At 67.4% G+C, this 24,233-nt stretch carries 24 protein-coding genes and 4 tRNA genes; 16 read left to right on the top strand and 12 right to left on the bottom strand.

What is annotated here, in order from left to right:
- Positions 1-266: 266 nt before the first annotated feature.
- The 4 genes from ACQEV1_RS08490 (at position 267) to ACQEV1_RS08475 (ending at position 4,023) form a co-directional block, all read left to right on the top strand.
- The gene (locus ACQEV1_RS08490; protein ID WP_433392813.1) at positions 267-1,520 is read left to right on the top strand and encodes an MFS transporter; all 1,254 of its coding nucleotides are present in this window, start codon (positions 267-269) and stop codon (positions 1,518-1,520) included.
- 1,010 nt (positions 1,521-2,530) lie between these two features.
- Positions 2,531-3,391 (top strand): sulfotransferase domain-containing protein, encoded by an 861-nt coding sequence (locus tag ACQEV1_RS08485; protein ID WP_433392811.1) that lies wholly within the window; start codon positions 2,531-2,533, stop codon positions 3,389-3,391.
- Positions 3,392-3,402: 11 nt separating this feature from the next.
- Complete coding sequence (locus ACQEV1_RS08480; RefSeq protein WP_433392809.1) at positions 3,403-3,588, top strand: hypothetical protein; 186 nt, start codon at positions 3,403-3,405, stop codon at positions 3,586-3,588.
- A 12-nt stretch (positions 3,589-3,600) separates the two neighbouring features.
- The gene (locus ACQEV1_RS08475) at positions 3,601-4,023 is read left to right on the top strand and encodes a DUF4259 domain-containing protein (RefSeq protein ID WP_433392807.1); all 423 of its coding nucleotides are present in this window, start codon (positions 3,601-3,603) and stop codon (positions 4,021-4,023) included.
- 155 nt (positions 4,024-4,178) lie between these two features.
- On the opposite strand, the gene ACQEV1_RS08470 is transcribed toward ACQEV1_RS08475, so the two are convergent.
- The 4 genes from ACQEV1_RS08470 to ACQEV1_RS08455 all read right to left on the bottom strand — a co-directional run bounded on the left by ACQEV1_RS08470 (position 4,179) and on the right by ACQEV1_RS08455 (position 6,095).
- Positions 4,179-4,252, bottom strand: a tRNA-Phe gene (locus ACQEV1_RS08470).
- A gap of 22 nt (positions 4,253-4,274) precedes the next feature.
- Positions 4,275-4,349 (bottom strand) — tRNA-Asp (locus ACQEV1_RS08465).
- Between the two features lie 26 nt (positions 4,350-4,375).
- Positions 4,376-4,448: transfer RNA gene (locus ACQEV1_RS08460), tRNA-Glu, on the bottom strand.
- Between the two features lie 93 nt (positions 4,449-4,541).
- Positions 4,542-6,095 carry a metallophosphoesterase family protein gene (locus tag ACQEV1_RS08455; protein WP_285621424.1) on the bottom strand — a complete coding sequence of 518 codons (1,554 nt, stop codon included), beginning with the start codon at positions 6,093-6,095 and terminating at the stop codon, positions 4,542-4,544.
- A 62-nt stretch (positions 6,096-6,157) separates the two neighbouring features.
- Between ACQEV1_RS08455 and ACQEV1_RS08450 the strand changes: the two genes are divergently transcribed.
- Together ACQEV1_RS08450 and ACQEV1_RS08445 are read left to right on the top strand one after the other, a co-directional pair.
- Positions 6,158-6,505 (top strand): metallopeptidase family protein, encoded by a 348-nt coding sequence (locus tag ACQEV1_RS08450; protein ID WP_285567608.1) that lies wholly within the window; start codon positions 6,158-6,160, stop codon positions 6,503-6,505.
- 106 nt (positions 6,506-6,611) lie between these two features.
- Positions 6,612-7,880, top strand: a complete 1,269-nt coding sequence (locus tag ACQEV1_RS08445; protein ID WP_285621426.1) for an MFS transporter — start codon at positions 6,612-6,614, stop codon at positions 7,878-7,880.
- On the opposite strand, the gene ACQEV1_RS08440 is transcribed toward ACQEV1_RS08445, so the two are convergent.
- A complete protein-coding gene (locus tag ACQEV1_RS08440; protein ID WP_285621428.1) occupies positions 7,877-8,155 on the bottom strand; it encodes a PspC domain-containing protein in 279 nt (92 codons plus the stop codon). The two genes, ACQEV1_RS08445 and ACQEV1_RS08440, sit on opposite strands and share 4 nt — an antisense overlap.
- A gap of 70 nt (positions 8,156-8,225) precedes the next feature.
- Positions 8,226-9,287, bottom strand: coding sequence for a protein-L-isoaspartate O-methyltransferase family protein (locus ACQEV1_RS08435; RefSeq protein ID WP_285621431.1), 1,062 nt, complete (start codon positions 9,285-9,287; stop codon positions 8,226-8,228).
- 44 nt (positions 9,288-9,331) lie between these two features.
- Here ACQEV1_RS08435 and ACQEV1_RS08430 point away from each other — a divergent pair, with 44 nt between their 5' ends.
- The 5 genes from ACQEV1_RS08430 (at position 9,332) to ACQEV1_RS08410 (ending at position 14,778) form a co-directional block, all read left to right on the top strand.
- Positions 9,332-10,483, top strand: coding sequence for an acyl-CoA dehydrogenase family protein (locus ACQEV1_RS08430; protein ID WP_433392803.1), 1,152 nt, complete (start codon positions 9,332-9,334; stop codon positions 10,481-10,483).
- Positions 10,484-10,553: 70 nt separating this feature from the next.
- A tRNA-Lys gene (locus ACQEV1_RS08425) sits at positions 10,554-10,629 on the top strand.
- Between the two features lie 256 nt (positions 10,630-10,885).
- Positions 10,886-11,089 (top strand): hypothetical protein, encoded by a 204-nt coding sequence (locus ACQEV1_RS08420; RefSeq protein WP_285621437.1) that lies wholly within the window; start codon positions 10,886-10,888, stop codon positions 11,087-11,089.
- A 345-nt stretch (positions 11,090-11,434) separates the two neighbouring features.
- On the top strand, positions 11,435-11,827 hold the full coding sequence (locus ACQEV1_RS08415; RefSeq protein ID WP_433392801.1) for a Tn3 family transposase: 393 nt from the start codon (positions 11,435-11,437) through the stop codon (positions 11,825-11,827).
- On the top strand, positions 11,824-14,778 hold the full coding sequence (locus ACQEV1_RS08410) for a hypothetical protein (protein ID WP_433392799.1): 2,955 nt from the start codon (positions 11,824-11,826) through the stop codon (positions 14,776-14,778). The genes ACQEV1_RS08415 and ACQEV1_RS08410 overlap by 4 nt, the downstream gene beginning before the upstream one ends.
- An 80-nt stretch (positions 14,779-14,858) precedes the next feature.
- Here the strand turns inward: ACQEV1_RS08410 and ACQEV1_RS08405 are convergent, their stop codons facing one another.
- On the bottom strand, positions 14,859-16,013 hold the full coding sequence (locus ACQEV1_RS08405; RefSeq protein ID WP_433392797.1) for an aldose epimerase family protein: 1,155 nt from the start codon (positions 16,011-16,013) through the stop codon (positions 14,859-14,861).
- 237 nt (positions 16,014-16,250) lie between these two features.
- Positions 16,251-17,150: a LysR family transcriptional regulator gene (locus ACQEV1_RS08400; protein WP_433392795.1), complete on the bottom strand. Its 900-nt coding sequence runs from the start codon at positions 17,148-17,150 to the stop codon at positions 16,251-16,253.
- 119 nt (positions 17,151-17,269) lie between these two features.
- On the opposite strand from ACQEV1_RS08400, the gene ACQEV1_RS08395 reads away from it, so the two are divergent.
- The 4 genes from ACQEV1_RS08395 (at position 17,270) to ACQEV1_RS08380 (ending at position 19,759) form a co-directional block, all read left to right on the top strand.
- Positions 17,270-18,013, top strand: a complete 744-nt coding sequence (locus ACQEV1_RS08395) for an LLM class flavin-dependent oxidoreductase (RefSeq protein ID WP_433392793.1) — start codon at positions 17,270-17,272, stop codon at positions 18,011-18,013.
- Entirely contained in the window at positions 17,941-18,792 is an 852-nt protein-coding gene (locus ACQEV1_RS08390; RefSeq protein WP_433392791.1) for a class I SAM-dependent methyltransferase, read from the top strand. The genes ACQEV1_RS08395 and ACQEV1_RS08390 overlap by 73 nt, the downstream gene beginning before the upstream one ends.
- Before the next feature lie 44 nt (positions 18,793-18,836).
- Positions 18,837-19,268 (top strand): acyl-CoA thioesterase, encoded by a 432-nt coding sequence (locus ACQEV1_RS08385; RefSeq protein WP_433392789.1) that lies wholly within the window; start codon positions 18,837-18,839, stop codon positions 19,266-19,268.
- 134 nt (positions 19,269-19,402) lie between these two features.
- Positions 19,403-19,759 carry a tetratricopeptide repeat protein gene (locus ACQEV1_RS08380; RefSeq protein WP_285621462.1) on the top strand — a complete coding sequence of 119 codons (357 nt, stop codon included), beginning with the start codon at positions 19,403-19,405 and terminating at the stop codon, positions 19,757-19,759.
- Positions 19,760-19,799: 40 nt separating this feature from the next.
- Here ACQEV1_RS08380 and ACQEV1_RS08375 read toward each other — a convergent pair whose 3' ends face one another.
- Positions 19,800-20,690 carry a helix-turn-helix transcriptional regulator gene (locus ACQEV1_RS08375; RefSeq protein ID WP_433392787.1) on the bottom strand — a complete coding sequence of 297 codons (891 nt, stop codon included), beginning with the start codon at positions 20,688-20,690 and terminating at the stop codon, positions 19,800-19,802.
- A 126-nt stretch (positions 20,691-20,816) separates the two neighbouring features.
- Here ACQEV1_RS08375 and ACQEV1_RS08370 point away from each other — a divergent pair, with 126 nt between their 5' ends.
- Positions 20,817-21,563, top strand: coding sequence for a dienelactone hydrolase family protein (locus tag ACQEV1_RS08370; protein ID WP_433392785.1), 747 nt, complete (start codon positions 20,817-20,819; stop codon positions 21,561-21,563).
- Between the two features lie 25 nt (positions 21,564-21,588).
- Here the strand turns inward: ACQEV1_RS08370 and ACQEV1_RS08365 are convergent, their stop codons facing one another.
- Genes ACQEV1_RS08365 through ACQEV1_RS08355 form a run of 3 tightly spaced genes read right to left on the bottom strand, consistent with a single transcriptional unit; the run spans position 21,589 to position 24,099 of the window.
- On the bottom strand, positions 21,589-22,827 hold the full coding sequence (locus ACQEV1_RS08365; protein WP_433392783.1) for a cytochrome P450: 1,239 nt from the start codon (positions 22,825-22,827) through the stop codon (positions 21,589-21,591).
- Positions 22,820-23,014, bottom strand: a complete 195-nt coding sequence (locus ACQEV1_RS08360; protein WP_285621471.1) for a hypothetical protein — start codon at positions 23,012-23,014, stop codon at positions 22,820-22,822. Before ACQEV1_RS08360 ends, ACQEV1_RS08365 begins: the two co-directional genes overlap by 8 nt.
- Entirely contained in the window at positions 23,011-24,099 is a 1,089-nt protein-coding gene (locus tag ACQEV1_RS08355; RefSeq protein ID WP_433392780.1) for a carbon-nitrogen hydrolase family protein, read from the bottom strand. The genes ACQEV1_RS08360 and ACQEV1_RS08355 overlap by 4 nt, the downstream gene beginning before the upstream one ends.
- Positions 24,100-24,233 lie beyond the last annotated feature (134 nt).

Raw genomic sequence — 24,233 nt, 5'->3', positions numbered from 1 at the left:
CACGAACGGCGCCCGACCATATTCATGTGGGTCGGGCGCTGTTTCTTGCTGCTCTGGGATGGTGGCCAGGGACAGGGTTGAACCGCCGAACTCCGCTTTTCAGGAGTAGCAACCACCCTGTTCGCGGTACCTCTTCGTCAGCTCCGCCGCCGGAGGGTTGTCTGTAGCCACTGCACATCCGGCTGGCTGTCGCGGTGTCCGGCCCGAAGCGGAAAGCAGCACTCGAGATAAGCTTCACCGACTCCGTGAAGCGACACTAAGCGCATATGAACTCGCTTAGACGCAATCGCGATTTCCTGTTGCTGCAAGTCGGGCAGCTTCTGTCCAGCGCCGGCGGCCAGGCCGCCGCGGTCGCCTATCCACTGGTCGTGCTCGCGGTGACCCACTCACCGGCACTGGCCGGGGTAGTGTCTTTCGCTCGAATGGTGCCGAGTGTGTTGTTCGGCCCGCTTTCTGGCGTCCTATCCGATCGCGTCAACCGCAAAGCGTTGATGATCATCTCGGATGCGTTCCGCGCGGTCGCTGTCGGCAGCATCGCCCTGACCTTGGGGCTGAATGTGCTGCCGTACTGGCAGATTCCCATCGTCGCGTTCGTCGAGGGTGCGTTCTCCTCCGTCTTCAACCCCGCCGCGGCGGGGATGCTGCGCTCCATCGTGCCCGTGGAGGACCTGTCGTCGGCGGTGGCCACGCAGCAGGCGCGGTCGTCAGTGGCTCAGCTCGGCGGGCCGCCGGCTGGCGGCGCCCTCTACGCAGCGAGCCGCGCATTCCCCTTTCTGATCGACGCCGCGTCGTATTTCTTCTCGATGGTCGCGGTCATCCTGCTGCGGACACGATCCTCGCATGTCACGTCTGAGCGGGATGGTCGGTGGCGGCTGCGCACCGATCTCGCCGAGGGCTGGCGATTCCTGTGGACGCAGCCGTTCCTCCGTACGACGACATTCCTGTACGGCCTGACCAACCCCATCGGTCCGGGCATCTTGCTTGCCCTTGTCGTCGTATCCCAGCAGGAGGAACTGCCATCCACGATCATCGGCGCGCTGCTGGCAACGTTCAGCGGCTGCCTCCTGATCGGATCGCTGCTGTCCGGGGTCGTCCGCCGACGGCTGTCCCCCCGCGCGATCATGCTGCTCGAACTCTTGGCATGGCCAGGGCCACTGCTGTTCACACTCTGGCCGAATGCATACGTTCTGGCGGCGTCGATCCTGCCGGTGGCGCTTGCCATCCCGGCGACCGACTCGGTCGTCGTCGCCCAACGCCTCGCTGCTACCCCGGACCGGCTCGTAGGTCGGGTGGAAAGCGTGCGCAGTACCATCGCGCTGGTGCTCGCACCGTTCGGGTCGCTGGCCGCCGGAGTGCTGTTGGATGCCATGTCGGCACGCCCAGCGATTCTGATCTTCGCATTGCCGACCGTGCCGCTTGCAATCTGGGGTTTGCTTAGTCCAGCGCTTCGGAACCTGGCAGTTCACCGAGTGGAGCACCGCACGGGCGTGGGCCAAGCTGTACCGGATGATCGTGGATGAGCTCGGCGGCACGGTGCATTGTGTCCGACCGCAGGGACAAGACGAATCACTCAGAGCCCGCATCGGTGCAGCTCTACAGGGCAATGACTTGGGCACGTATTGGGCACAGCCACCCGCGCCACCCGTTAACAGCCGAACACAACCGGACACAGCGAACAGCGCCCGACCTCGTTCATGCAGGTCGGGCGCTGTTTTCGCTAGTCTCAGGGAGTGGGCAGGGGCGGGGTCGAACCGCCGACCTTCCGCTTTTCAGAAGTGACATCACCCCTGCTCACGGGATCCGAGCCGAGGTCAGACGGTGGTCGACGTGTGCCCGTGTAAGTCTTTGGATGGGGACGTTGTCGTCAGGTCATATGCATGTTCGCCATGCCCTCGGCTCGTCGTGCGACCGGACGAGTCGGGGTGGGGACCCTTGGGCACATGAGTTTCCAGACCTCGCAGTCGGGCACGCCACCCGGTTCGCTGAAGCCCGGGCCGTTACGCTCCAGGCTGGCGATCTTGCTCGACGTCCGGTTTCAACGTCGCTTCGCTCCGCTGCTTGTGCGGTGGCTGTAGGTCGGCGCGCTCGCGTTGATCGCCGCGGTAACGCTGTTCCGGCTTCTCATGTTGTGGTGCCTCGCGAGCTGGGCCGGCTGGCTACGACGGCTTGATCTGGCCCCGCTCGGGCTGGGGGCGGGTGACGGAATCCTTATGTCGGCTTGAAGTGGCCCCGCCGGGCGCTGACGCATGCTGAGCCGGCGCCGCGGAAGACGCCCGGAAAACCGCACGTTCGAGCAGACCAGGCAATCACTTCGCTGCCTGGCAGGAACCGACGCTGTTTACCACCGAGGTCCGCGCCGCGTTCCGGTCATTGCGCTAGCGAGGCGCCCCGGTCATCCACGGCACGGTTGACGGCCCGATCTGGTTGCCGCCATTCTCCCCCCATGGGCTTGGGGGAACGCGTTCGCTACCAGACCTCCTTTACGGACTCGGCCCGCTGGGATGGGTTCGTGTTCCGTCCCGGCGACATCGTGATCAGCACCCCGGCGAAGTGCGGCACGACCTGGCTGCAGATGATCTGCGCCCTGGAGATCTTCAAAAGCGCGACATTCGACCGGCCGCTCGACCAGATCTCGCCGTGGCTGGACGTCCTGCTGCGCCCGCTCACCGGAGTGCTGGCCGACCTCGAGGCACAGACGCACCGGCGATTCATCAAGACCCATACGCCCCTCGACGGATTGCCCTTCGACGACCGCGTCACCTACCTCTGCGCAAGCCGGGACCCCCGGGACGTGGCCGTGTCCTTGGACAGCCATGCCAGCAACACCGACCGGGCCGTGTCCCTCGCATTGCGGGAGGATGCCGTGGGCGCCGTGGTCCTTGACGAGCTGCTGGCCGCCGCTCCGTCCCTGCCGAGCGGGACCGCGCGCGAGCGCTTCTGGTCCTGGGTCAATCCGGCCGCGCCCGGGAAGGCCGTGTCCGACCTGGAGATCATGCTTCATCATCTAGACACGTTCTGGCAGGTCCGCGACCAGCCGAACATCGTGCTGCTGCGCTACGAGGACCTCCTTGATGACCTCGAAGGGCAGATGCGCTACATAGCAGCCCGGCTCGGGATCGCCATCACCGAGACAGCCTGGCCGGACCTAGTCCAGGCCGCCACGTTCGAGGTCATGAAAGGCCGGGCCGGCGAGCTCGCGCCCGAAGCCAGCCACGACGGCTTCTATCACGACCACAGCCAGTTCTTCCACAGCGGATCAACAGGCCAGTGGCGGCAGGTCCTCAGCGAGGAGGAGCTTCCCCGGTACGCCGCCCGCGTCGCCGAATGCGCGCCCGCGGACCTTGCCGCCTGGATCCATCGGCCCGCGCTGCCGGCGGCAGGCAACCTCTAAGGGCGCGGTGCATGAGTGAAGACGCGCCGGAGCTGACCGCGGAACTGGTGGCGGACGGCGTCGTGCCGTCGCAGCCGGTGATCTCGCCCGACGGGTGCCAGGTTGCCTACGCCGTCGCTCCGGCCGGCCGCAAGACAGAGCTGGGAAGGATAGACGGGAATGCGCAGAGTCTCCTTTGGCGTCGCTCGGGCCCATGAGATCGTCTGCCGGTGGGGACTTGGGGAAAAGGGCCGTTCGACGACGACACGGCGATGGACTTCTTCGATGCTCTGTCCGACTGTGATGGAGACGCACGCGCTGAGCGCCTGAGAGCGGCGGTTCTGCGGGTGTCCAGGGCGCCCGGGTCCGTCAATTACTCCGAGGGCGTGGAGGCTGTGGCGGCGGCCTCACTCCTGGCCGGGATGACGCCACCTTCTACGAACGTGGAGTGGGTGGCGTCGCTGCCGACCGACCTGATGGCTGAGCTTGCGGACGATGCGGTCGTGGCTGTCGAGCGAGCGCATTCTCATGCCAGCGACCTGCACAAGTTGCGGAGCGAGGCATGCGGATACGACCAGGTATGGGAGGCGTTGGCTCCGGTGCTGCGAGCACTCAGAGCCGCCGGCGAACCGAAGCAGAACGGGCTGTTCTAAACCGGTGTCAGAGTTCGCCACGATCGTGAACTCGGTGTACCTCGTTGGGTGGCGAGGCCGCTGGTCACCGCTGTGAGCGACGGTTGTCGTCAGAGTTGTCGTCAAAAAAGACCCCGGGCGCGTTGCGCTCGGGGTCTTTGAGCAGGTCAGAGAGGTGGGCAGGGGCGGGGTCGAACCGCCGACCTTCCGCTTTTCAGGCGGACGCTCGTACCGACTGAGCTACCTGCCCGCACGGCACCGTGGTGCCTCAGCGGTCCTGACGGGATTTGAACCCGCGGCCTCCACCTTGACAGGGTGGCGAGCACTCCTAGCTGCTCCACAGGACCTTGCCTTGCTACCCCGAAGGGTATCGTGCCCCCAACGGGATTCGAACCCGCGCTGCCGCCTTGAAAGGGCGGAGTCCTAGGCCGCTAGACGATGGGGACTCGACGGCGTGGCCGCCGTGTTGCCCTTGCCGCCTGCCGTCGGGGACACCGAAAGCATAGGGGACAACAGCCCCAACCACCAAAGTGATTCCCCTACCCCGGCCGTCCCGCCGCGCTGGAGCTCGCTGACCTGGGCGAACGCGAAGGCGAAGCCGACGGCGAAACAGGCGAAGCAGGCGTGGTGAGCGGCGTTCGGGCGGACGGGGGTGGGCCGATCGGGCGGTCCGGCTTGGGTTCGAGGGTGCGTTCGATCTGGGCCGAGGTCAGGCCCAGGCCGCCGAGGCGTATGTCGTCCCAGCCCTGGAGGCGGTGGCTGGTGCGGTTGAAGTACAGCACCGACATCTCGATCGGGGTCGGCTGTTCGTGTTCCAGGCCTCGCATGCCGGCGCCTCCGGTGGAGCCCTGGACGAACAGGCGGGTGCCCGAGGGCAGCATGCGGGTGGAGCGCTGGTGCATGTGGCCGCTCAACACCAGGGGCGCCGTGCCGTCGAACGCCTGGCCCTCGGCCGGATCATGGACTAGCACCACGTCCGGGGCCTGGTGCGAGGCCGTCAGCTGCGCCGCGGCGCCCTGGCCGATGCCGAGCATCTCGCGGGCGTCCACGTCGTCTCCACGGGTGGTCTTGTCGGGGGTGAAGCGCGGGTCGCCGATGCCGAAGATCCGCAGGCCTCCGACGTCCTTGACCTGGTTGTCCAGTACGACCGCGTTCTTCTCGCGGCGTACGGCGCGTTCGGTGCCGGCGGAGTCGTGGTTCCCGCGGATGAACACGTACGGGATCTTGAGCTTGGAGATGTCGTTCGCGAACTTCTCCTCGGCCGAGGAGCCGTGGTCGGTCAGGTCGCCCGTGTCGATCACGAACTGGATCTGGAACTGCTTGGCGACCTGGCGGATCACGCTCCACGCGACCGGGTTGAGGTGGATGTCGGAGACGTGCAGGACGCGGATGGTGGTCGGGTCGGGCTCGTACGTGGGCAGCGTCGAGGTCACGTCGTACAGGCGAGAGACGTTCCCGATGAGCTGGGCGAGTTGGGCGCGGTACGCCCCGAAGCGGGACACGATGGACTTGGCGTCGCCGACGACCTGGGGCGCGCCGGCGAGGATTCCGGTGAAGCGCGGCTCCCCGACCGACTGCGGGTCGAACGTGACCGCACCTAGGACGCCGACGAGCAGCAGGCCGTTGAAGGCCGCGAGGGTCGACCACAGCATGCGCTTCCACGTGCGGAACACGACCAGGCCGGCCAGGGCGGCGCACGCCAGCGCGGCCAGCGTGGCCTTGACGATCATGACGATGAAACCGTGACGAATATCACCTCCGATCGTGGTGGTGAGGCGGTCGACGGCGGCCGGGTCCTCGAGGAGTTTCTGGGCGGGTTCGGGGCGGATCCGGGTCACCTGGGCGTCGATGCTCACGGGACCGGAATGGCTGTCGAGGCGCAGCGTGCCCAGCGGCGGGATGTCGATCACGGTGCCGCCGGAGAGGGACGGGCGGAGGGAGAAGGTGACGTCGGCCGGGCCGATGTCGGTGTTCGCGTGGCCGCCGTACAGCATCCCCAGCCAGCCCGCCAGCAGTCCCACGGCGACCACCGCCGTGATCCGCGCAGGGAGCCGGACACGCCGCATCGCCGTGATGCGGCGGACTTCTGTCATCACTCGGGTCAACACGTTGGTACCTATGCTCGCTTCGGTCACTCTCCACGCACAATGGCAGAGTGATCGACGTCAGTCGCGAGGAGTTCGAGGAACTGGTGGGCGAGGCGCTGGACACCATCCCGCCCGGGCTCACGCGGCTCATGAAGAACGTCGTCATCATGGTCGAGGACGACCCTCCGCCGCAGGTCGGAACGCTTCTCGGCCTGTACGAGGGCGTGCCGCTGACCGAGCGCGGAGACACTTACGCCGGTTTCCTGCCCGACCGAATAACGATCTTCCGGCGTCCCCTGCTGGCCGTCTGCAAGACCCGCGCCGACCTGGTACGAGAGGTGCGGGTGACCGTCGTGCATGAGATCGCTCACCATTTCGGCATCGGCGACGAACGGCTTCACGAACTCGGTTGGTGATCTTTCCCATACACAGGTTGCACACAATGGGTCACACCTCAGCGACGCTGCGTGAGATAATCCCTGGGACCGCCCGGTCACGGACAGCGATGACAGGGGAGCGCGCGTGGGTGGACGACATCGACGGCCGTTGGATCGGCAGGCCACTTATGGCGACGTGTTCGGTGTCGGTGAGTTCCGTTCCCTCTGGCTGGCCCAGGCGCTTTCGTACATCGGCGACCAGTTCGCCCAGGTCGCTCTGGCCGTCCTCGTCTACAACAACACCCACTCGCCGCTGAAGACGGCCGTCGCGTACGCCCTGACCTACCTGCCGCCGATCCTGGGCGGCCCCATCCTGTCGGTCCTGGCCGACCTGCTCCCCCGGCGCCGGGTCATGATCTTCTGCGATTTCGCGCGGGCCGGCGTGCTCGCGCTGATGGCCCTCGAGGCGATGCCGTTCGCGGCCCTGTGCGCGCTGGTCTTCTTGAGCGTGCTACTGGGCACGCCGTTCACGGCGGCGCGGGCCGCGCTGCTGTCGGAGGTGCTGCCCGGCGACATGTACGTCGTGGGCTCGGCCATCAACAACATCACCCACCAGCTGACCCAGATGATGGGCTTCCTGGCGGGCAGCGCGGTGATCTTCGTCGTCGGCACGCACCAGGCGCTGGCGGTCGACGCGGTGACGTTCGTGCTGTCGGCGCTCATCGTCGTGACCGGCGTACGCCGGCGGCCGGCGCCGCCGGGCGAGGCCAAGACCCGCGAGTCGCTGTGGCAGATCACACGCCGCGGCGGGCGCCTGGTGCTCGGTGACCGTACGCTCCGGCCGCTCGTGTGCTTCGCGTGGCTGTGCGGCTTCTACGTGCTGCCGGAGGGGCTGGCCGCGCCGTACGCCAAGACGTTCGGCGACAGCCCGTTCATCGTGGGGCTGCTGATGTCGGCGACGCCGACGGGCATGGTGGTCGGTGCGTTCGCGTACAGCCGGTTCGTCCGGCCGGACAACCGGCTGCGCATGATGGGCTGGATGGCGATGCTCGCCTGCGCGCCGCTGGTGGGTTCGGGGCTGCGCCCGCCACTGTGGGCGGTCGTCGTGCTGTGGGCGCTGTCCGGCGTCGGCTGTGCCTACCAGGTGGCGGCCAACGCCGCCTTCGTGGCGGCCGTGCCCCCGTCCGGACGGGGGCAGGCGTTCGGCTTGGCCCAGTCGGGCATCCTGGCCAGCCAGGGCATCGGCATCCTGTCGGGCGGCGCGCTGGCCCAGGTGCTCGGGCCGGAGCCGGTCGTCGCCCTCGCCGGTGTGGCGGGCCTGACGGTGGCGACGATGCTGGCCATGTCCTGGACCCAGGTGCGCACCGAGGTGATCGCGTCCACCCACGACCGCGCCATCAGCGCGGCCGCCTAGGACCGGTTGGTCTGCTTGGTGATGAGTTCCTGGGCGATGGAGACGTCCCTGCCCTCCTCGGGGATGAGCAGCACCGCGGCGGCGTACAGCAGGATGCCCGCGCCGCTGGTGAGGAGGGTCACCACCGCCGCGCCGATCCGTACGAGGGTGGGGTCGACGTTGAAGTAGTCCGCGATGCCGGAGCAGACGCCGGTGATCATGCGTCCGTCGCGGGTGCGGGTGAGGCGGCGGGGGCCGGTCGTGTCGGTGGGCTCGTGCGTCATGTTCTCGTCCATGTCTCGATCGTGCCCGGCCCGTACGGCCGCCGCCATGGGGGCTTGCCCTGATCCGTCCCTGAGAGAGCCCCTATGGCCCCTCGGTCACATCGATGACGCATGACCTCCGGACGAACCGCCAACCCTGAGACGGCGCCGGAGAGTCCCCGAACCCGACCGTCACGCGCAGCCGTGAGCGGTCCAGCGGCCGTGCCGTGCCCAGCCCGTAGATCAGCCGGTCGCGGGCGGACGGCGAGCCGTACGTCAGCATGCGGTCGCCCTCGATCACCACGACGCTCCCCGCGTCGTACAGGCCGGGCCGCAGCCCGCCGGAGAAGTCCGAGAGCGCGAGCGTGCGGGGCTCGGTGAGCGCGATCCGGGCGAACACCGCCGGGTCGATCACCGGCGCGCGCTCCTCTCGTGGTGCCTGGCGCAGCAGCTCGCACAGCGGCGCGGCGTGCGCGGCGTCGTCGAGGATCACGAACTCTCCCCCTCCGACCGCCACGAACCCCTCAGGGCCGCTGTGCGGCCCGCGCAGCCGCTGGAACCCGCAGTCGCGCACACTCTCGCCGCGCAGCACGTCGCCGTCGCGGCGGAACGCCACGGACAGCTGCACGCCGACGCGCAGCCACAGCGGGAGCACGAGCAGGCCGCCCTCGGCGAGCTGGTCGCGCCAGGCCCGGGAGATGTCGGAGGTGCCGATGGTCAGCTGGATCCGGTCGTACGGCGCGTGGTCCGGCGCGCCCGCCCAGCCGTCGCCGGTGCGGACCTCGACGTTCGCCACGCCGGCCAGGTGGTCGCGCGCCGCCGCCGCGATGTCGTCGTCGATGTCGATGGTGATCACCCGGCCGGCGAGCCGGCCGAGCAGCGCCGCGTTGTACCCGGTGCCGGCGCCGATCTCGAGCACCGAGTGCCCGGGGTCGACCCGCAGCTGCTCCAGCATGACCGCGACCATCGCCGGCTGGCTCGCCGAGCTGATCGCGACGCCGGCGCCGTCGCGCTTGGTGATCAGCACCTTGTCGTCGTACGCCTCGCCGCGCAGGTCCTCGGGGACGAAGAGCTCGCGGGGCACGGCCGTCATCGCCTCGGCCACCCGCGGATCGCCGAGCACCCCCTTGTCGGTCAGGAGGCGTACCAGGTCGCGGGGGGCCATGGATCCCAACGTACGCTGAGGGTCGAACCCCCTGGGAGGTCTTCATGGATCTGCTGCGCGTCGACGACCGGCTGACCGACGAGGAGCGACTGGTCCGCGACACGGCCCGCCGGTTCACGGCCGAACGCATCGCGCCGCACGTCGCGGACTGGTTCGAGGCGGGCACCTTCCCGGCGCGTGAGCTCGCGCCCGAGCTCGGTTCGCTCGGCTTTCTCGGCATGCACCTGTCCGGGTACGGCTGTCCGGGCGCCGGCGCGGTCGCGTACGGCGTCGCCTGCCGTGAGCTGGAGGCGGCCGACTCCGGGCTGCGCAGCTTCGTGTCGGTGCAGGGTTCGCTGGCGATGTCGGCGATCCACAAGTTCGGCTCGGAGGACCAGAAGCAGGAGTGGCTGCCGCGGATGGCCGCCGGCGAGGCGCTCGGCTGCTTCGGCCTGACCGAGCCCGACCACGGCTCGGACCCGGCGAACATGCGCACGCACGCCAAGCGCGAGGGCTCCGACTGGGTCCTGAACGGCTCCAAGATGTGGATCACCAACGGCTCGGTGGCCGACGTCGCCGTCGTCTGGGCGCGTACCGACGACGGCATCCGCGGGTTCCTCGTGCCGCGGGGCACGCGCGGGTTCTCGGCGCGCGACATCCACAAGAAGCTGTCGCTGCGCGCGTCGGTGACCTCGGAGCTGTCGCTGTCGGACGTACGGGTGCCGTCGTCGGCGATGCTGCCGGAGGTACGCGGGCTGCGCGGGCCGCTGAGCTGCCTCTCGGAGGCCCGGTACGGCATCGTCTGGGGCGCGATCGGGGCGGGCCGCGCGTGCTACGAGGCGGCCGTGGAGTACGCGGGCAGCCGCGAGCAGTTCGGCAAGCCGATCGCGGCGTTCCAGCTCACGCAGCGGAAGCTGGCCGAGATGGAGATCGCCCTGGGCCAGGCGGGGCTGGTCGCGCTGCACGTCGGGCGGCTCAAGGAGGCGGGTGAGGTGACGCCGCAGCAGGTGTCGTTCGGCAAGCTGGCGAACGTCCGCGCGGCGATCGACGTCGCCCGCTCGGCCCGTACGGTCCTGGGCGCGAACGGCGTCACGCTGGAGTACCCGGTGATCCGGCACATGACGAACCTCGAGTCGGTGCTCACATACGAGGGCACGGAGGAGATCCACACCTTGGTGCTGGGCGAGGCCATCACCGGCGTCTCCGCATACCGCTGACCGGGCGGGGCCCGGTCGCCTGCGACCAGGATCACGTGAGGCCGTCCCCTCCGGTACGCTCGTTACCAGCGGGGCGTTAGCTCAATTGGCAGAGCTGTGGACTTTTAATCCATAGGTTCCGGGTTCGAGCCCCGGGCGCCCTACCACTCACTTGGGCGCTGACCTGGGGTTCCTTGCCATGACCGGATCTCGTCCTGATCGTTTCAGGGCGTCGGTGCTCCGTGGGGTGCTCTCTGGTCGCGATCTTGTGCAGCATGGCCATCAGGGGTATGCGGCATGGTGCATAACTTTTCAACCATCGGTGCCCGAATAGACGGCCGCGTCGTGAATAGAGGGCTGGCCGGCTGGCCCCGTCAGGGGGAATGGGAAGGTGTGCACGCCCTCCGCAGGTAGGTTGGAGAAATGGTGGAGCAGCCGAAGATCGCGTTCTCGAAGCGGACCCGTACAAAAGAGGGCCGCACCTACTACGACAACGTCTACGCCACCTCGCTCGAAAAGGCGTACGAGCTGTACGGCACCAGCAACATGGAAGATGCCGTCGTCGACATCATCGAGGCCGACGACGAGGACCTGGAGCGCGGCGAGCGCGGGCTGAGCCATCCCTGACACGGGCTTTCCCCAAAGAAGGCGGCGAGCTTGTCGACGGCCGGGTCCATGAGAACCACGGTGAGGACCATCGGACCTGTCCGCATGAGTCGACGAGCGAGGCACGCCCTTACGCACGTCGACGGACGGCCCGCACCGGGCCGGGTCCGTGATGTTGAGGGGCTCGCCGCCGAACTCCAAGAGATCCCGCGCCGCCCGCGACCGCGCCGCAGTTCCCAGGGACACGCAGAACATCACGGGTGACCCCCCGAGCGCAGACCCAACCGTCGCTCGTACAACAGCCCATACGCCTCATTGCCTCAACAACCGGCCCTCGGCCGCCAACGGCCGCTGCCGCTCGTTCAGATGCGGCAGCAATACCGCGAATCGCGCCGGCTCGACAAAGGCGAGAGCCTGTACGCGCCGCGTCGCGACCTGTACTATTGCCCGCCAGGGTACGGCCACCAAGCCGACCTGACCGATCAGAGCGAGCAGGCGTGGCGTTTGACCTTTTTAGCCAATTGCCTGGCGGCTTGGACGACCAAGTACCAAACCCTCGCTCGGAAGCGCTGGTCGATGGGGGACGAACTACTCGCCCGCATATTCCCTAGCCACGGCGACAACATCAACTTCTTCGGCATCATCAACGTCGACATCGAGGGCCGACCCGTCCGAACCGACAGATGGCCGGCGGGCGCTACGGCCCGTCCAGCCACGCCGGCTCGGAGAGCCACCCCCACAGCCAGGACAGTGTGTTGACAGCAGCATTCGAGCGCCTGCACATCGTGCCTGAAATGTGGCTGCGGGCGGGGCGCGGTATCGATGAGGCCGCCGCCCGTTTGGCCGATGGAATCGATATGTTCTGTCAGGCGATGGGCGGACAAGCGTTCGGTAGCGATTATTTGGGCCGGGGGTTGTTCGAGGGGGATCCGGCCGCAGGCGCGATGGGATTTACGCAGCGGCGGGATGGGTTGTTGAAGGACCTGCCTGCGATGGTGGATTCGTTGCAGCGGATGGGGGCGGGTCTGGTCGCTGCCGGCCGCCGGTATACCGCGGCCGATACGGCGATCGTCGATGAGTTGGGTGGTGGCCGGAGCCTGCCGGCGCTGGCCGATTTTTTTGCCGGTGTGGCGTCGGGTGGGGGTGAGTATCGGTTGCCTCCGGTCGAGGGCGGGCTACCGTCGAGTTCACCGGCGCCGGATATTGTGCGTCAGGCGTTGTGGCTTTTTGAGCAGGTGGGATTGGGATTTGCATGGCCTGATGGGAATGTGGCGGCGGTGGCGCGGCTGGCGGATACCGCAGCTGTATTGTCTCGGGTCATCGATGCGCTGAAAGACGAGGTTGCCGAGCACGCCGGGAAGGTGACCAGCAACGGGTTCGGGGATGCGACCGAGGCGTTCGGGAACGCCGCGCGGACGTTGCACGGGCCGGACGGACTGCTGACGGATCTGAAACAGCGTTGTGATGAGCTCGCCGCCTACTGCCGAGCATCCGCCGATGCGATCATCACCGCCCAGCGGCATTTCGTTGCCTCAGCGATGTTCGCAGTGGGGTTGATGTTCGCGGTCAGCACGCTCGGCCCGCCCGTCCAGGCCTGGCTCGGTGTGGCGTTGTCGTTGATCCGGCTGGAAGGCCAGGCACTGCAGATCATCGTGCGGCTGTTGTTCGAAGCCGTGGTCGGCGGGCTCTTTTCTGTCGGCTCGGACGCGCTCGATCAGCAGTTCCGCAGCGGTCGTTTTGACTGGAGCGAGCTGGGCGGAGCGCTCGGACAGGGCCTGATACTGGGCGGGCTGATGGGTGGTGCGAGAGCGGCTCTGCCTGCACTGCTACGCCGGGGACCGGCCACCGCCGGCCTGGCCACCATGATGGAGTCAAAAGGCGCCACCGGCATACTGTCCCGCTTCATAGTCGGCTGGAGCGTCAGCACCGGAGCGATCGCGGCCACCAGCAAGATGACCGGACACGGCTGGGACCTCGAGCACGCCTGGCGAACCGGAATCGCCATGGCCTCAATCAGCGCCGGCGGTGAGGGCATCAGGTACCTGCGCGACATCATGCGGCCCACTGACCTCGCCGACGTATCCAGCGCCGCCACGGCCGGCACGCCCGATCACTTGGCCTCAAGCGCTGCCGCCGCACATGCCGACGCCGCCGAACGCCCGCTGGACCATCACGATCCCAGGCCGGCCCTCGGCGACGGGACCGGCATTGTGGACAACGGCGGGCAGAGCATTGCGAGCATTCTGAATAAGGATGCGAAGCTGCCGCCCACGGCCGATACCCCGGAAATCATTTCGCCCCCCACGTCCAGGCCGGCCACAACTGCCGTCGCGCCCCACGACCACTCTGTCCTTCCGGCGAAGCACCCGGAGTCACCCTATGAGCGCGCGAAACTGAATGGGGCGGTTGAGCACGCGATCTCACATTCCGGAATCACTGACGACCTGAGCGAATTTCACGTGGCATCACACAACGCATTGTTGGAATACCCTGCATTTGGGCCAGGCAATTATACGAGGTTCGATGGCATCATCGTTCCCACGGTGCGACCTGATTACCTCCACGGCGTCGGAGCCCTGGCCACCCTGGTCGAGACCCCCCTCGTGGTCCTTTGCGGCGAAGGCCAGAAAAGCATGGTGGATCTAGCGCTTTCAAAGTCGCTACCACCAGGCGACCTTCACGTGCTGGAGGTGATGCCGAACCGCGAGCACGGCTGGCTGCAGTCAGCCGGCGAACGCTATCCCTTTTCGAGAAGCGAGCAATTCAAGGTCGTGGATATCGCTGGGAAGCGCAATCTGGGCCTCATCATCGCCCGGATGGCCGGCTGGGAAAAAATTATTTTCCTTGACGATGACATCGGAGCGATTAATCCGTCGATGCTTGGACGAGCAGCAGAGCTGACCGAACGCTACCGCACGGTGGGATTTCAGGTTCCAGAATTTCCGGACAACTCGGTCGTCGGTCATGCGTACCGTCTCGCCGGTGGACCGCAACACGTCTTCGTAGGAGGAGGGGGGCTGGCGGTGAAATTGCCCGAACACAGCGCCTTCTACCCGTCCATCTACAACGAGGACTGGCTCTATCTGCATGATGCCGTCGCGGATCGTTCCCTAGCCGTCTCAGACTGGATATCGCAACTACCTTATGATCCCTTCACGGATCCCTCTCGTGCGGTCAAGGAGGAGTTCGGCGATCTCATTGCCGAGGGTCTCTTCCGACTCTTGCATACGGGATCGTCTCGGACGGCGTACACAGAGGCCTACTGGGAGCAGGCGATCAAATGGAGAACCGCCTTCATTGAAGGTATCGCCGAACGGCTTGGCCAAGACCCGCGAAACACGCCGCAGGTCGCCGCCGCACGTACCGCCGTCAACGCCGCCGGTCAGCGCCTCGCCCGCATCACTCCCCAGGACTGCCTCTCCTTCGTTACCGGCTGGCGCACTGACCAGGAGGTCTGGAAGCGCAGATTCGACCGGCTGCCGGTGGCGTCGAGCCTCGAGGAGGCAACCGACCTCCGGTCACCGATATGGGACCGGGTTCAGAGGCTGTTCGCCGACACCGAACTTGCCGCGGCGAATGGCGGCTCGGTGACGAATGGAACGTCGATCGTTGAGTTCGTGAAGTCGGCGAAGTCCCCTGTATTCATCCTCGGCCTGGCACCAAGTAGTGCGTCGATACGCCGCCGACGTCGGAAGACTCGTACGCCGTGACCGGCGACACCACTCGGTTACGCGTCTCGTAGGCGAGACGATGGTTCCGGGTCGGCCGCATGCCGGCCCGGAACGTCCACTCAGCGGGCCGAGAAGGTGAAGGTCGTGGCCGTCCGGTAGGTCTGCCCGGGGCGGAGCACGGTCGAGGGGAAGTCGGGGTGGTTCGGGGAGTCGGGGAAGTGCTGAGTCTCCAGCGCGAGCCCGTCACCCTGCCGGTACGAGTGACCGCTCGTGCCGTACAGCGTGCCGTCCAGGAAGTTCCCGGAGTAGAACTGGATGCCCGGCTGATCGGTGGCGATGCTCAGGACCCGGCCGCTGCCCGGCTCGATGACGCGGGCGGCCGGGCGGAAGCCCGATCCGTCCAGCACCCAGTTGTGGTCGTAGCCCTGACCGTAGGCGAGCTGCTGGAAGTTGTCGCGGATACGGGCTCCGATCTCCGTCGGTCGCCGGAAGTCCATCGGAGTGCGGGCGACCGAGGCGATCTGGCCGGTCGGGATGAGGGTGGAGTCCACCGGTGTGAAGTGGCTCGCGTTGATCTGCAGCTTGTCCGCGTAGATGCTGCCCGTGCCCTCACCGGCCAGGTTCCAGTATGAGTGGTTGGTCAGGTTGACGATCGTGGGCTTGTCGGTGGTGGCCCGGTAGTCGATGCGCAACTGGTTACGGATCAGCGTGTACGTCACGGACGCCGCCACGGTACCGGGGTATCCCATGTCACCGTCCGGGCTTGTGAGATCGAGGCGCAGCGACACGCCGTCGCCGGTCCGGTCGGGTGTGGCGGTCCAGACCTTGGTGTCGAAGCCCTTCGTGCCGCCGTGCAGACTATTGGGGTCGTTGTTGATCGGTAGGTGGTAGGTCTTGCCATCGAGCGTGAACGTGCCCTTGGCGATCCGGTTCGCGTACCGGCCGATGAGCGCGCCGAAGTACGGACCGGGGTTGTTCTTGGTGACGTAGTCGTTCAGGTCGGGAAACCCGAGAACCACGTTGGCACGGTGACCGTGCCGATCCGGCGCGTCGAGCTGCTGCACGATTCCGCCGTACGTGATGATCCGGACACGCAGAACACCACTGGTCAGCGTGTAACGCCACACTTTGGTGCCGTCAGAGAGCGCGCCGAACTGCTCCTTGGTGATGTCCGGTTTGGAGGCTGCCTCGACGGCGGGTGCCGAGAGCGAGGCCAACAGCCCGACCATCGCCGTTAAGCCGACGAGCCGAGTCTTGAACAGGCGGGTGAGCACGGGTGTTCCTTTCTCAGGCCATTTCCCTAGGGCCATGCATCACGAAGATGCACATTCACCGCCCGCCCCCGATCCGGGCGAGGTCCGTCCAATCGAACGCACGACAGAGTGACACCTTGTTCGATATTTCGGACGCTGTTCGATATGTGCTCACGACGCTAAAGACCGGTTGAAAGCCTGTCAAGCACGTGCCGAATCCGGCGCCCCAGGGCGGCGGGTGACCCGGGCGGGAATCATTCACGGCATTCGCTTTTTGAGGTCGGCGGCGAGCTCTACGGTGATCTCGATCGCTCGCGCCGCCAGCGGGGAATGGCTGCGTCCCTCCTGCCAGCAGAGGTAAATCTCCCGCGGTGAGGGCGCCGGCTGCAGGTGATGTACGCGGAGCCGGTCATCGGCCCAGGCGCCGGCGCCGTACAAGGCCAGCCACGGCAGCACGGCCGGACCCATCCCGGCTCGGACCATGGCCAGTAGCGCTTCGTTGCTTGCGGTGCGGAACACGATATGGGGCCGTACGCCGCGTCGTATCAGAGCCTCCTCCACCCGGGGTTGGTCGCAGGTCGCCGGCCAGGCCACCATGGGCAAGCCGTCGAGCTGTGTCACCCGAACCGGGCCTTCGGGAAAGTCGCCGCGGCGGGCGACCAGCAGGTAGGGGTCGTCGAGCAGACGCAGGTGCTCGACGTCGCCCTCGACGCGGCGATCGTAGAACAACAGGTCGAGATCGTCCGTCTGCGGTTGTTCGGGCTCTTCCTCCGACAGCCTGATATCGCAGCCGGAGTACTGCTCGCGCAGGCGGCGGAGTACGACCGACAGGATCACGCTGGTCACGCTCTGCAGTGTGCCGATGTCAATTCGGCCATCGCCGGCCTTGAACCGCTCAACGGCATCGGCCAGGTCTGTCGCCGCGGCCAGCAGCTCACGGCCCTTGGCCAGGACGACGGACCCGAGAGGGGTGAGCCGTACCGGCTTGGGGCCGCCCGGCCGGGCGAAGACCGCGCCCCCCACGGCCTTCTCCAGCGCGGCGATCTGCTGGCTCACCGTGGACTGGGTGTACCCCAACCGGCTCGCCGCCCTGCCGAACGAGCCTTCGTCGACCACCGCCGCCATGGCGGCCAGATAGCGAAGTTCCACGTCGGACACGGGCGTCAGATTAGCATTATCATCGCGAACCCCGATTGCAATGATCGGAATTTATCGCTTTTCGCGATGACATTGCCTGCCTAGCGTGGTCCCCATGCCCAATGGAGAAAGGACGCACCGTGCATCGGGGACTGTACTTGGCGCCGTTCGACCGTCTGGCCGATCCGCGTCTGCTGGTAGAGCTCGCAACGCTGGCTGAGTCACGTGGGTGGGACGGCCTGTTCCTGTGGGATCGGATCGCCTATCCGCCCACGGGTCGCGCCGTCGCCGACCCGTGGGTGGCGCTGAGCGCCATCGCGTTGGCGACCGACACCCTCCGGCTCGGGCCGATGATCACTCCGCTGTCCCGGAGGCGGGTCCAGAAGGTCGCCCGAGAAACGATCACCCTGGACCATCTCAGCAACGGCCGTCTGACGCTGGGGGTAGGGCTCGGCAACGCTGATGACTTCGAGGCGTTCGGAGAGGTCACCGACCCGCGTGAGCAGGCGCGCATGCTGGATGACGGACTGGAGCGACTGGACGGGTACTGGCGCGGGGATTTCCATCCGCTTCCGGTTCAGCGCCCGCGGATTCCCGTCTGGGTCGCGGCGAAGTGGCCGAACCGACGGCCGCTCCGACGTGCGGCCCGGTGGGATGGCCTGTTCCCGATCGATCTGCCGGGAACTGAACAGCTTGCGGAGATCGCGCAGGAAATAAGCCACGCACGAACCAGTTGCGAGGATCCATTCGATCTGGTCGTGGAGGTGCCGCCCGGAGCCGACGTTCGCCCGTGGGAGTCCGCTGGAGCGACTTGGGCGCTGACCAGCATCGAGCCTCAGACCCCAGAGGGCAAGATACGCGAAGTAATCGAAAGCGGCCCATGAGCACCGACTACGACTCCGAACTGCGGCTGTACAACGAAGTACTGCGCCGGGCCTGTGGCGTACAGTCACGCGATCATGTCCTCGACATCGGATGCGGGACCGGGCAGACGACCCGGGACGCCGCGCGCACGGCCAGGGCCGGCAGCGCGCACGGAATCGACATCTCCGCGGCCGCCGTCGAGCGCGCCTGTGAACTCGCACGCGCGGAAGGCCTGGACAACGTGACCTTCGAGCACGCCGACGCGCGACTCCACCGCTTCACCCAGGGACACTTCGACCTTGCGATCAGTAGGTTCGGCACGATGTTCTTCGACGAGCCGGTCGCCGCGTTCGCCAATATCAGGCGGGCACTCCGCCGGAGCGGGCGTTTGGTGATGATGGTCTGGCAGGCGCGTGAGCACAACGAGTGGGAAGTCGCGACTCGTCAAGCCCTCACGGGACCCGAGGCATCAATGGCCGTGCCTTCCGCGGGACCGGACCCGTTCTCATTGGCCGATCCCGTGACGGTGAAGAGGATCCTGACGGAGGCCGGGTTCGTCGGCATCACCCTCACCGACGTCCGTGAGCCCATCTCCTACGGCCCGGACGTGAACCGCGCCCTCGACTGGGTCTGCGGCTTCACCAGCACCACCGAAGCCCTGAAAAGACTGGACCCCGCCGCGGCGACCCGTGCGCTCGAGCGGCTGCGCGAGGCGCTTTCCACGCACATGAGCGGCGACGGTGTCTGGTTCGACTCCCGCGCCTGGTGCGTCACCGCTCGTCAGAGAGAGGAACCATGACACAGAGCGAGCCACGGGCCGCCGTTCCAGTCCCTGGTGGGGAGGTGTACGCGAAGAGTTTCGCACCGCGCTTCTACGAGATCGACGGCCAGGGAGTCATGTTCAACATGTGGTACCTGGCCTACGTGGACGAGGCGGTGGACGGCTTCTTCATCACCCGCGGACTGCCGTACGCCACCTGGCCGGAGTTGGGCATGGACGTGCACGTCGCACACGCGGAGATCGACTGGAAGGCTCCGATCCGGTACGCCGACCGGCCGGACGTGCTCATCAGCACGGCGCGGATCGGAAGGAAGAGCTTCACGCTGGACTTCGCGTTCCGCCGGGACGGAGACATCACCGCGACCGGCTGCGTGGTCTACGTAGCGGTCGCGTCGGACGGGACGGGAACCACGCCGCTGCCCCAACGGCTGGTCGACGCGCTGGGCGAGGTGCGCACGCTCCGTCCTGAACGACCGAAGGACCGCCGCCCTTAGGGCCCTGAGGTTTCGATACCGCTCGTTTCCGCTGGTCGTACGCCCCTCTCTGGCCGGCGGGAAGACGGCGACCGGTGCGGGCGTTATGGGGCCCAGCGTCCGACGGTGCGGGCGCCATCGATGGAAGGACTCCGATGACCTACGAGGAGTACCAGCGCGGACAGATGTTCTTCGACGCCCGGGACTACGCCGAGGCGGGCCGCATCCTCGTCCCGATCGTCGAGAACGAGCCGGACAACCGGGCGGCCGTCGAACTGCTCGGGCGGGCCTACTTCCACAGCGCGCAGCTGGGCCGCGCGGAGCAGACCTTCCGGCGGCTGATCGAGCTGGACCCCGCGAACGGCTGGGCGCATGAGGCGCTGGCCCGCACGCTCGAACGGCGCGGCCGCGCCGACGAGGCCGCGCCGTACCGCAAGCTGGCTCGCGCCATGGGCACCGACCAGGCCGAAGAGGCGGCGATCTCCGTCTCCGCGGCGAACCTCGTCGGCTGAGGACCACCGGCACCGGGCGCGCGGTGGGACCGCCGGGCTCCTAGAGATCGGCCGGCGGTCCCACCGCGGCCCTGTCCGGGCCTTGGGTCGGTCCGGTCGTGACGGGTGCGGCCCAGGCGCGAAGGAGCCGCACCTCGGTTGCGCTCTTTTCATCCGGGATGAGGGTGACCAGTCGGTGGCGTGTTTCGTCCACCGGCACGAAGTTCTGATATCGCAACCGCAACACTCCGAGGGCCGGATGACGGAGGCTTTTGACTCCGGAGGAGCGCTGCTCGACGTTTCCCGCGTTCCACAGTGCGCGAAAATCCTCGCTGTACGTCGTCAATTCCGCGATCAATGCCGCCAATTGGGGGTCACGGGGGTACTGGCCTGCCGACAGACGCATCTGCCCGGCAGTGGCGGCGGCGACCTCGTCCCATTCCACGTAGAAATCACGTGCGCCAGGGTCGAGAAAGAGGTAGCGGGCGAGGTTGTGCGTCCCACTCTTCGCGGTCGTGACATCGATGAGCAGGCGGGTGGCGAGCGAGTTGGCGGCCAGCACCTCGAAGTAGTCATTGATGATCAATGCCGGGATGCCGTCCATCAGGGAGAGCATGCGTCGCAGTTGTGGGCGTGGCGCGCCGGCCGCCTGGTCGGCTGAATGGGCCGCGACGCGGCGCAGGGAGTCCAGATGGGCGCGCTCTACCTCCGAGAGGCCGAGTGCGCACGCGATCGCGTCTAGGACCTCGCGCGAAGGTCGGGTCGCCCGGCCCTGCTCCAGCCGCTGGTAGTACTCGACGCTGATCCCGGCGAGTTGTGCGAGTTCCTCCCGTCGCAGCCCGGGAACCCGGCGCCGCGAGCCACCAGGTAGGCCGGCGCTCTGCGGAGTCACCCGGGCACGTCTCGTACGCAGAAATACCCCGAGCTCCCCTCGATGCATCATGACCGTCATTATGCCCAGCGTCGACGAATGGAAGGTGGCCCTGCCAGTACCCGTAAGAGTGGGATCTGGATGACATGGCGGGCTCATCGGCAATCTCTGATCCGTACGAACGCCACGGAACGGAAGAGATCAATCATGTGCCATTCGGTCGACGGCCGCCCACCCGCCTCACCCGTGGTCACCGGAGAGGTCGCCGAACATGGACACCTGGAGATCACGGCAGACGACGGCAACCGCCTGAACGCCTACCGTGCGACTCCCACCGTTCCGAACGGACGGAACGTCGTCATCCTCCCCGACGTTCGTGGACTGCATCCGTTCTACGAGGCCCTGGCCCATCGGTTCGCCGAGGCCGGCTTCCACACCATGGTCATCGACTTCTACGGGCGCAGCGCGGGCACCCTGCCACGCGATGACTCCTTCGATCCGATGACGCACATGGCGTTGCTGGAGGCCCCCCATGTCGACGCCGACGTCGCGGCGGCCGTCGTACGGCTACGCGAGGAGCACCCGGGCCCGGTGTTCACCGTTGGGTTCTGCCTTGGCGGAGGGCACTCCTGGCGGCAGGCCGCCACCGGACTGGATCTCGCCGGGGCGATCGGCTTCTACGGGCCTCCCCGTTTCTTCGGCGACGCCACTACGACGCTGTCCGCGCCGTTGCTGATGCTGCTGGCCGGCGACGACGTCGCCACCCCGCAGGCCGAATTCCAGGCGCTCGCGGCCGGCTTCGACGAGGCCGGCAAGGAGTATGAGATGCACGTCTACGACGGGGCTCCGCACTCGTTCTTCGACGTGGCCTTCCGTGACTGGGAACGGGAGTGCGCCGACGCCTGGCAGCGCATCCTGAGCTTCACCTCCCGGAACGGTGGCGAGGCGGCATGAGTGTTCCGCCGATCGACACGGGGGTTCACCACATTCCGCGCTCGGCCGGGGGGCCGGTCGGGAGTGCCGGGAAGGTGACGGGCAGGGCGTCGAGGGCGCGGTGGAAGGGGCCGGGGCGCCACTGCAGCCGGTCGGTGGGGATGGCCAGGTCCATGTCCGGCAGCGAGTCGAGGAGCCTTTCGATCGCGATGGCGGCGATCAGGCGGGCGTGTCCCTGGGCGGGGCATCGGTGCGGGCCGGCGCTCCAGGCCAGGTGGGCGCGGTTGCCGGCCCGCTGGTCCGAGAATGTGGCCGGGTCGTTGTTCGCGGCGGTGAAGCTCACGACGACCGGCTGGTCGGCGGGCAGATGGGTGCCGGCCAGGGTGAGGTCCCGTACGGGGTAGGTGATGCCGAAGTTGGCGAGCGGCGGGTCGGTCCACAGGACCTCATCCAGCGCGTCGTCGACGGCGAGGCTGCCGCTGGAGACGTCGCCGGCGAACCGGTCGTCGGACAGCAGGAGGTGCAGCGCGTTCGCGATGAGGTTCTGTTCGGGTTCGGTTCCGGCGCCCATGAGGATGACCAACTGGTACATCGCCTCTTCGTCCGTCAGCCCGACAGGGTGCTGCAGCAGCCAGGACGCGACGTCCTGGCCGGGCCTCCTGCGTTTGAGCGCGACGAGTTCGATGAGGCACTGGACGAGTTCCACGTACGCCTTCTCGGCGTCGACGACGTCGAAGATTCCCTTCACGCCCGCGGCGAGCCGTTCGCCGAGCGGGCCGGGACAGCCGAACATCTGATTGAAGATCAGGATCGGTAGTGGCCTGGCGTACTGGGTGACCAGGTCGGCCTCTCCGTCATGCGCGAACTGCGCGATGAGCTCGCCCGCGCTGTGCTCGACCTGTTCGCGCAGCGTGTGCACGTCCAGGCGCTGCAGGCTGTCGTTCACCGCTCGGCGAAGTCGGGCGTGCGTGGCGCCGTCGGTGTACAGGCAGTTCGGCCGGTACATCATGAGGGGCAGGACCGGGCAGTCCGGGGGAATGTTCCGCTGCCATCGGCGCGGGTCCTTGGGGAACGCCTCGGGATCACGGAGCACGTGGAGAGCGGCCTCGTATCCCAGGACGAGCGTGGCCGGGACGCCGGGCGCGAGCTCCACCGGCGCGGCCTGTCCGTACCCCCGCAGGTGGTCATAGACGCGGCCCGGGTCGGCGGCGAACTCCGCTCCGTAGAGCGGGGTGGGCCGGGGCCGGGGGCACGACTCTTCCGCATGCGGCTCGTACTCATGCATATGTGTGCTTCTTCCGCTTTTCCCGCAGGAGCGCGTTCAGCTCGATGGCGGTGGTCGCCGTGACGCGGTCGTTCTTGCCGCGCAGTGCGGACCAGGTGTTCTGCCACGGGTCGTACAGGAACGCCCAGTCCGGGAAGGTCTCCCTCAACTTCTGCAGCCAGTTCGCCGCATCCACCCAGCCCGTCATGGGCTTGCGTCTCGGTGAACGGCCGGCAGCGCGAGAGGCTCGGCGGCAGGTTCGGCCGGGGGGCGTTGTTCGTCGATGTCCCACTCCACGCCGGCCTGGTCGCAGGACGACCCGGCGCCGGCGGTCAGCGGGGCCCTCACCACCGGCGTACGCGGCCGGGGATCGAACAGCAGCCGGGTCACGTCGCCACGGCTGTAGTGCCCCGCAGGGTCCTGCAGGGACTTGACGAGGGGGATCACGCCGAGGTCGATCTCGCCGTACACGAGTCCCTCGACGTCGGGTGGCAGAGTCGTCCCGACCGGGCGGCCGTCGGGGGCGAATATCTGGGAGAAGCCGCCGCTTCCGCCGGAGAGGAAGTGCACCCGTTCTTCGTTTCCCTCGGCGAACATGTCCAGGCCGCGCTCGCCGAGCATCGTCGTGGCGGCGAGTACGTAGCAGCCGCCTTCGAGCGCGTAGACCTGGCTGATCCGCATACTGGCCTCGTCGGACAGCGGGTAGGTGTACCGACTCTTGGCAAGGCTGGGCCACGACGCCACGTGCACCTGCTCGTTCATGCTGTACATCGCGTACTTCGTCAGCGGTTGCAGGTGTTCCCAGCAGTTGAGCGCGCCGAGGCGGCCGATGCCCTCGACCTCGTGGACGGCCAGGTCGCTTCCGTCGCCTTCGCCGAAGACGCCGCGCTCGACCGACGTCGGCTTGAGCTTGCGCCGGGTCGCGATCACTTCCCCCTGCGCGCCGAAGATGAACTGCGCCATGTACAGCGATCCGCCGTCGCGTTCGCTGGCGCCGACGACGGCCGTGATCCCGTGTTCGGCGGCCGCCTTGGCCAACCGGGTGAACGGTTCGTCCCCGACCACGATCGAGTTCTCGTAATAGCGGGGGATGAACTTCATTCCCCACAGCGGCGAGCCGCTCCAGATCCACGCCGGATAGCCGGGGATCCACGTCTCGGGAAAGGCGATGAGGCCGGCGCCGTTCCGAGCGGCCTGAGCGATGAGACCGATCGCCTTGTCCGTGGAAGCGTGAACGTCCAACCAGACTGGCTCTGCCTGAACGACCGCGGCCTTGAACCGGGGGGTGGGCATGAGACTTTCCGCCTGTCAGCAACTCCAGGTCGATGACCTGGGGGTTTGATGATGAGCCGACACGCTAGCGGGCGGAGCCCCGGCCTCCTTGCCCAGAAGCGCCCGGACACTTGACGCGGCGCGCACCGACGGAA

This window comes from Actinoallomurus sp. CA-142502, assembly GCF_050936355.1.
GTDB lineage: Bacteria > Actinomycetota > Actinomycetes > Streptosporangiales > Streptosporangiaceae > Actinoallomurus > Actinoallomurus iriomotensis.
The sequence above is the reverse complement of the archived record's forward strand: the minus strand, read 5'-3'. Positions and strand labels throughout refer to the sequence as shown.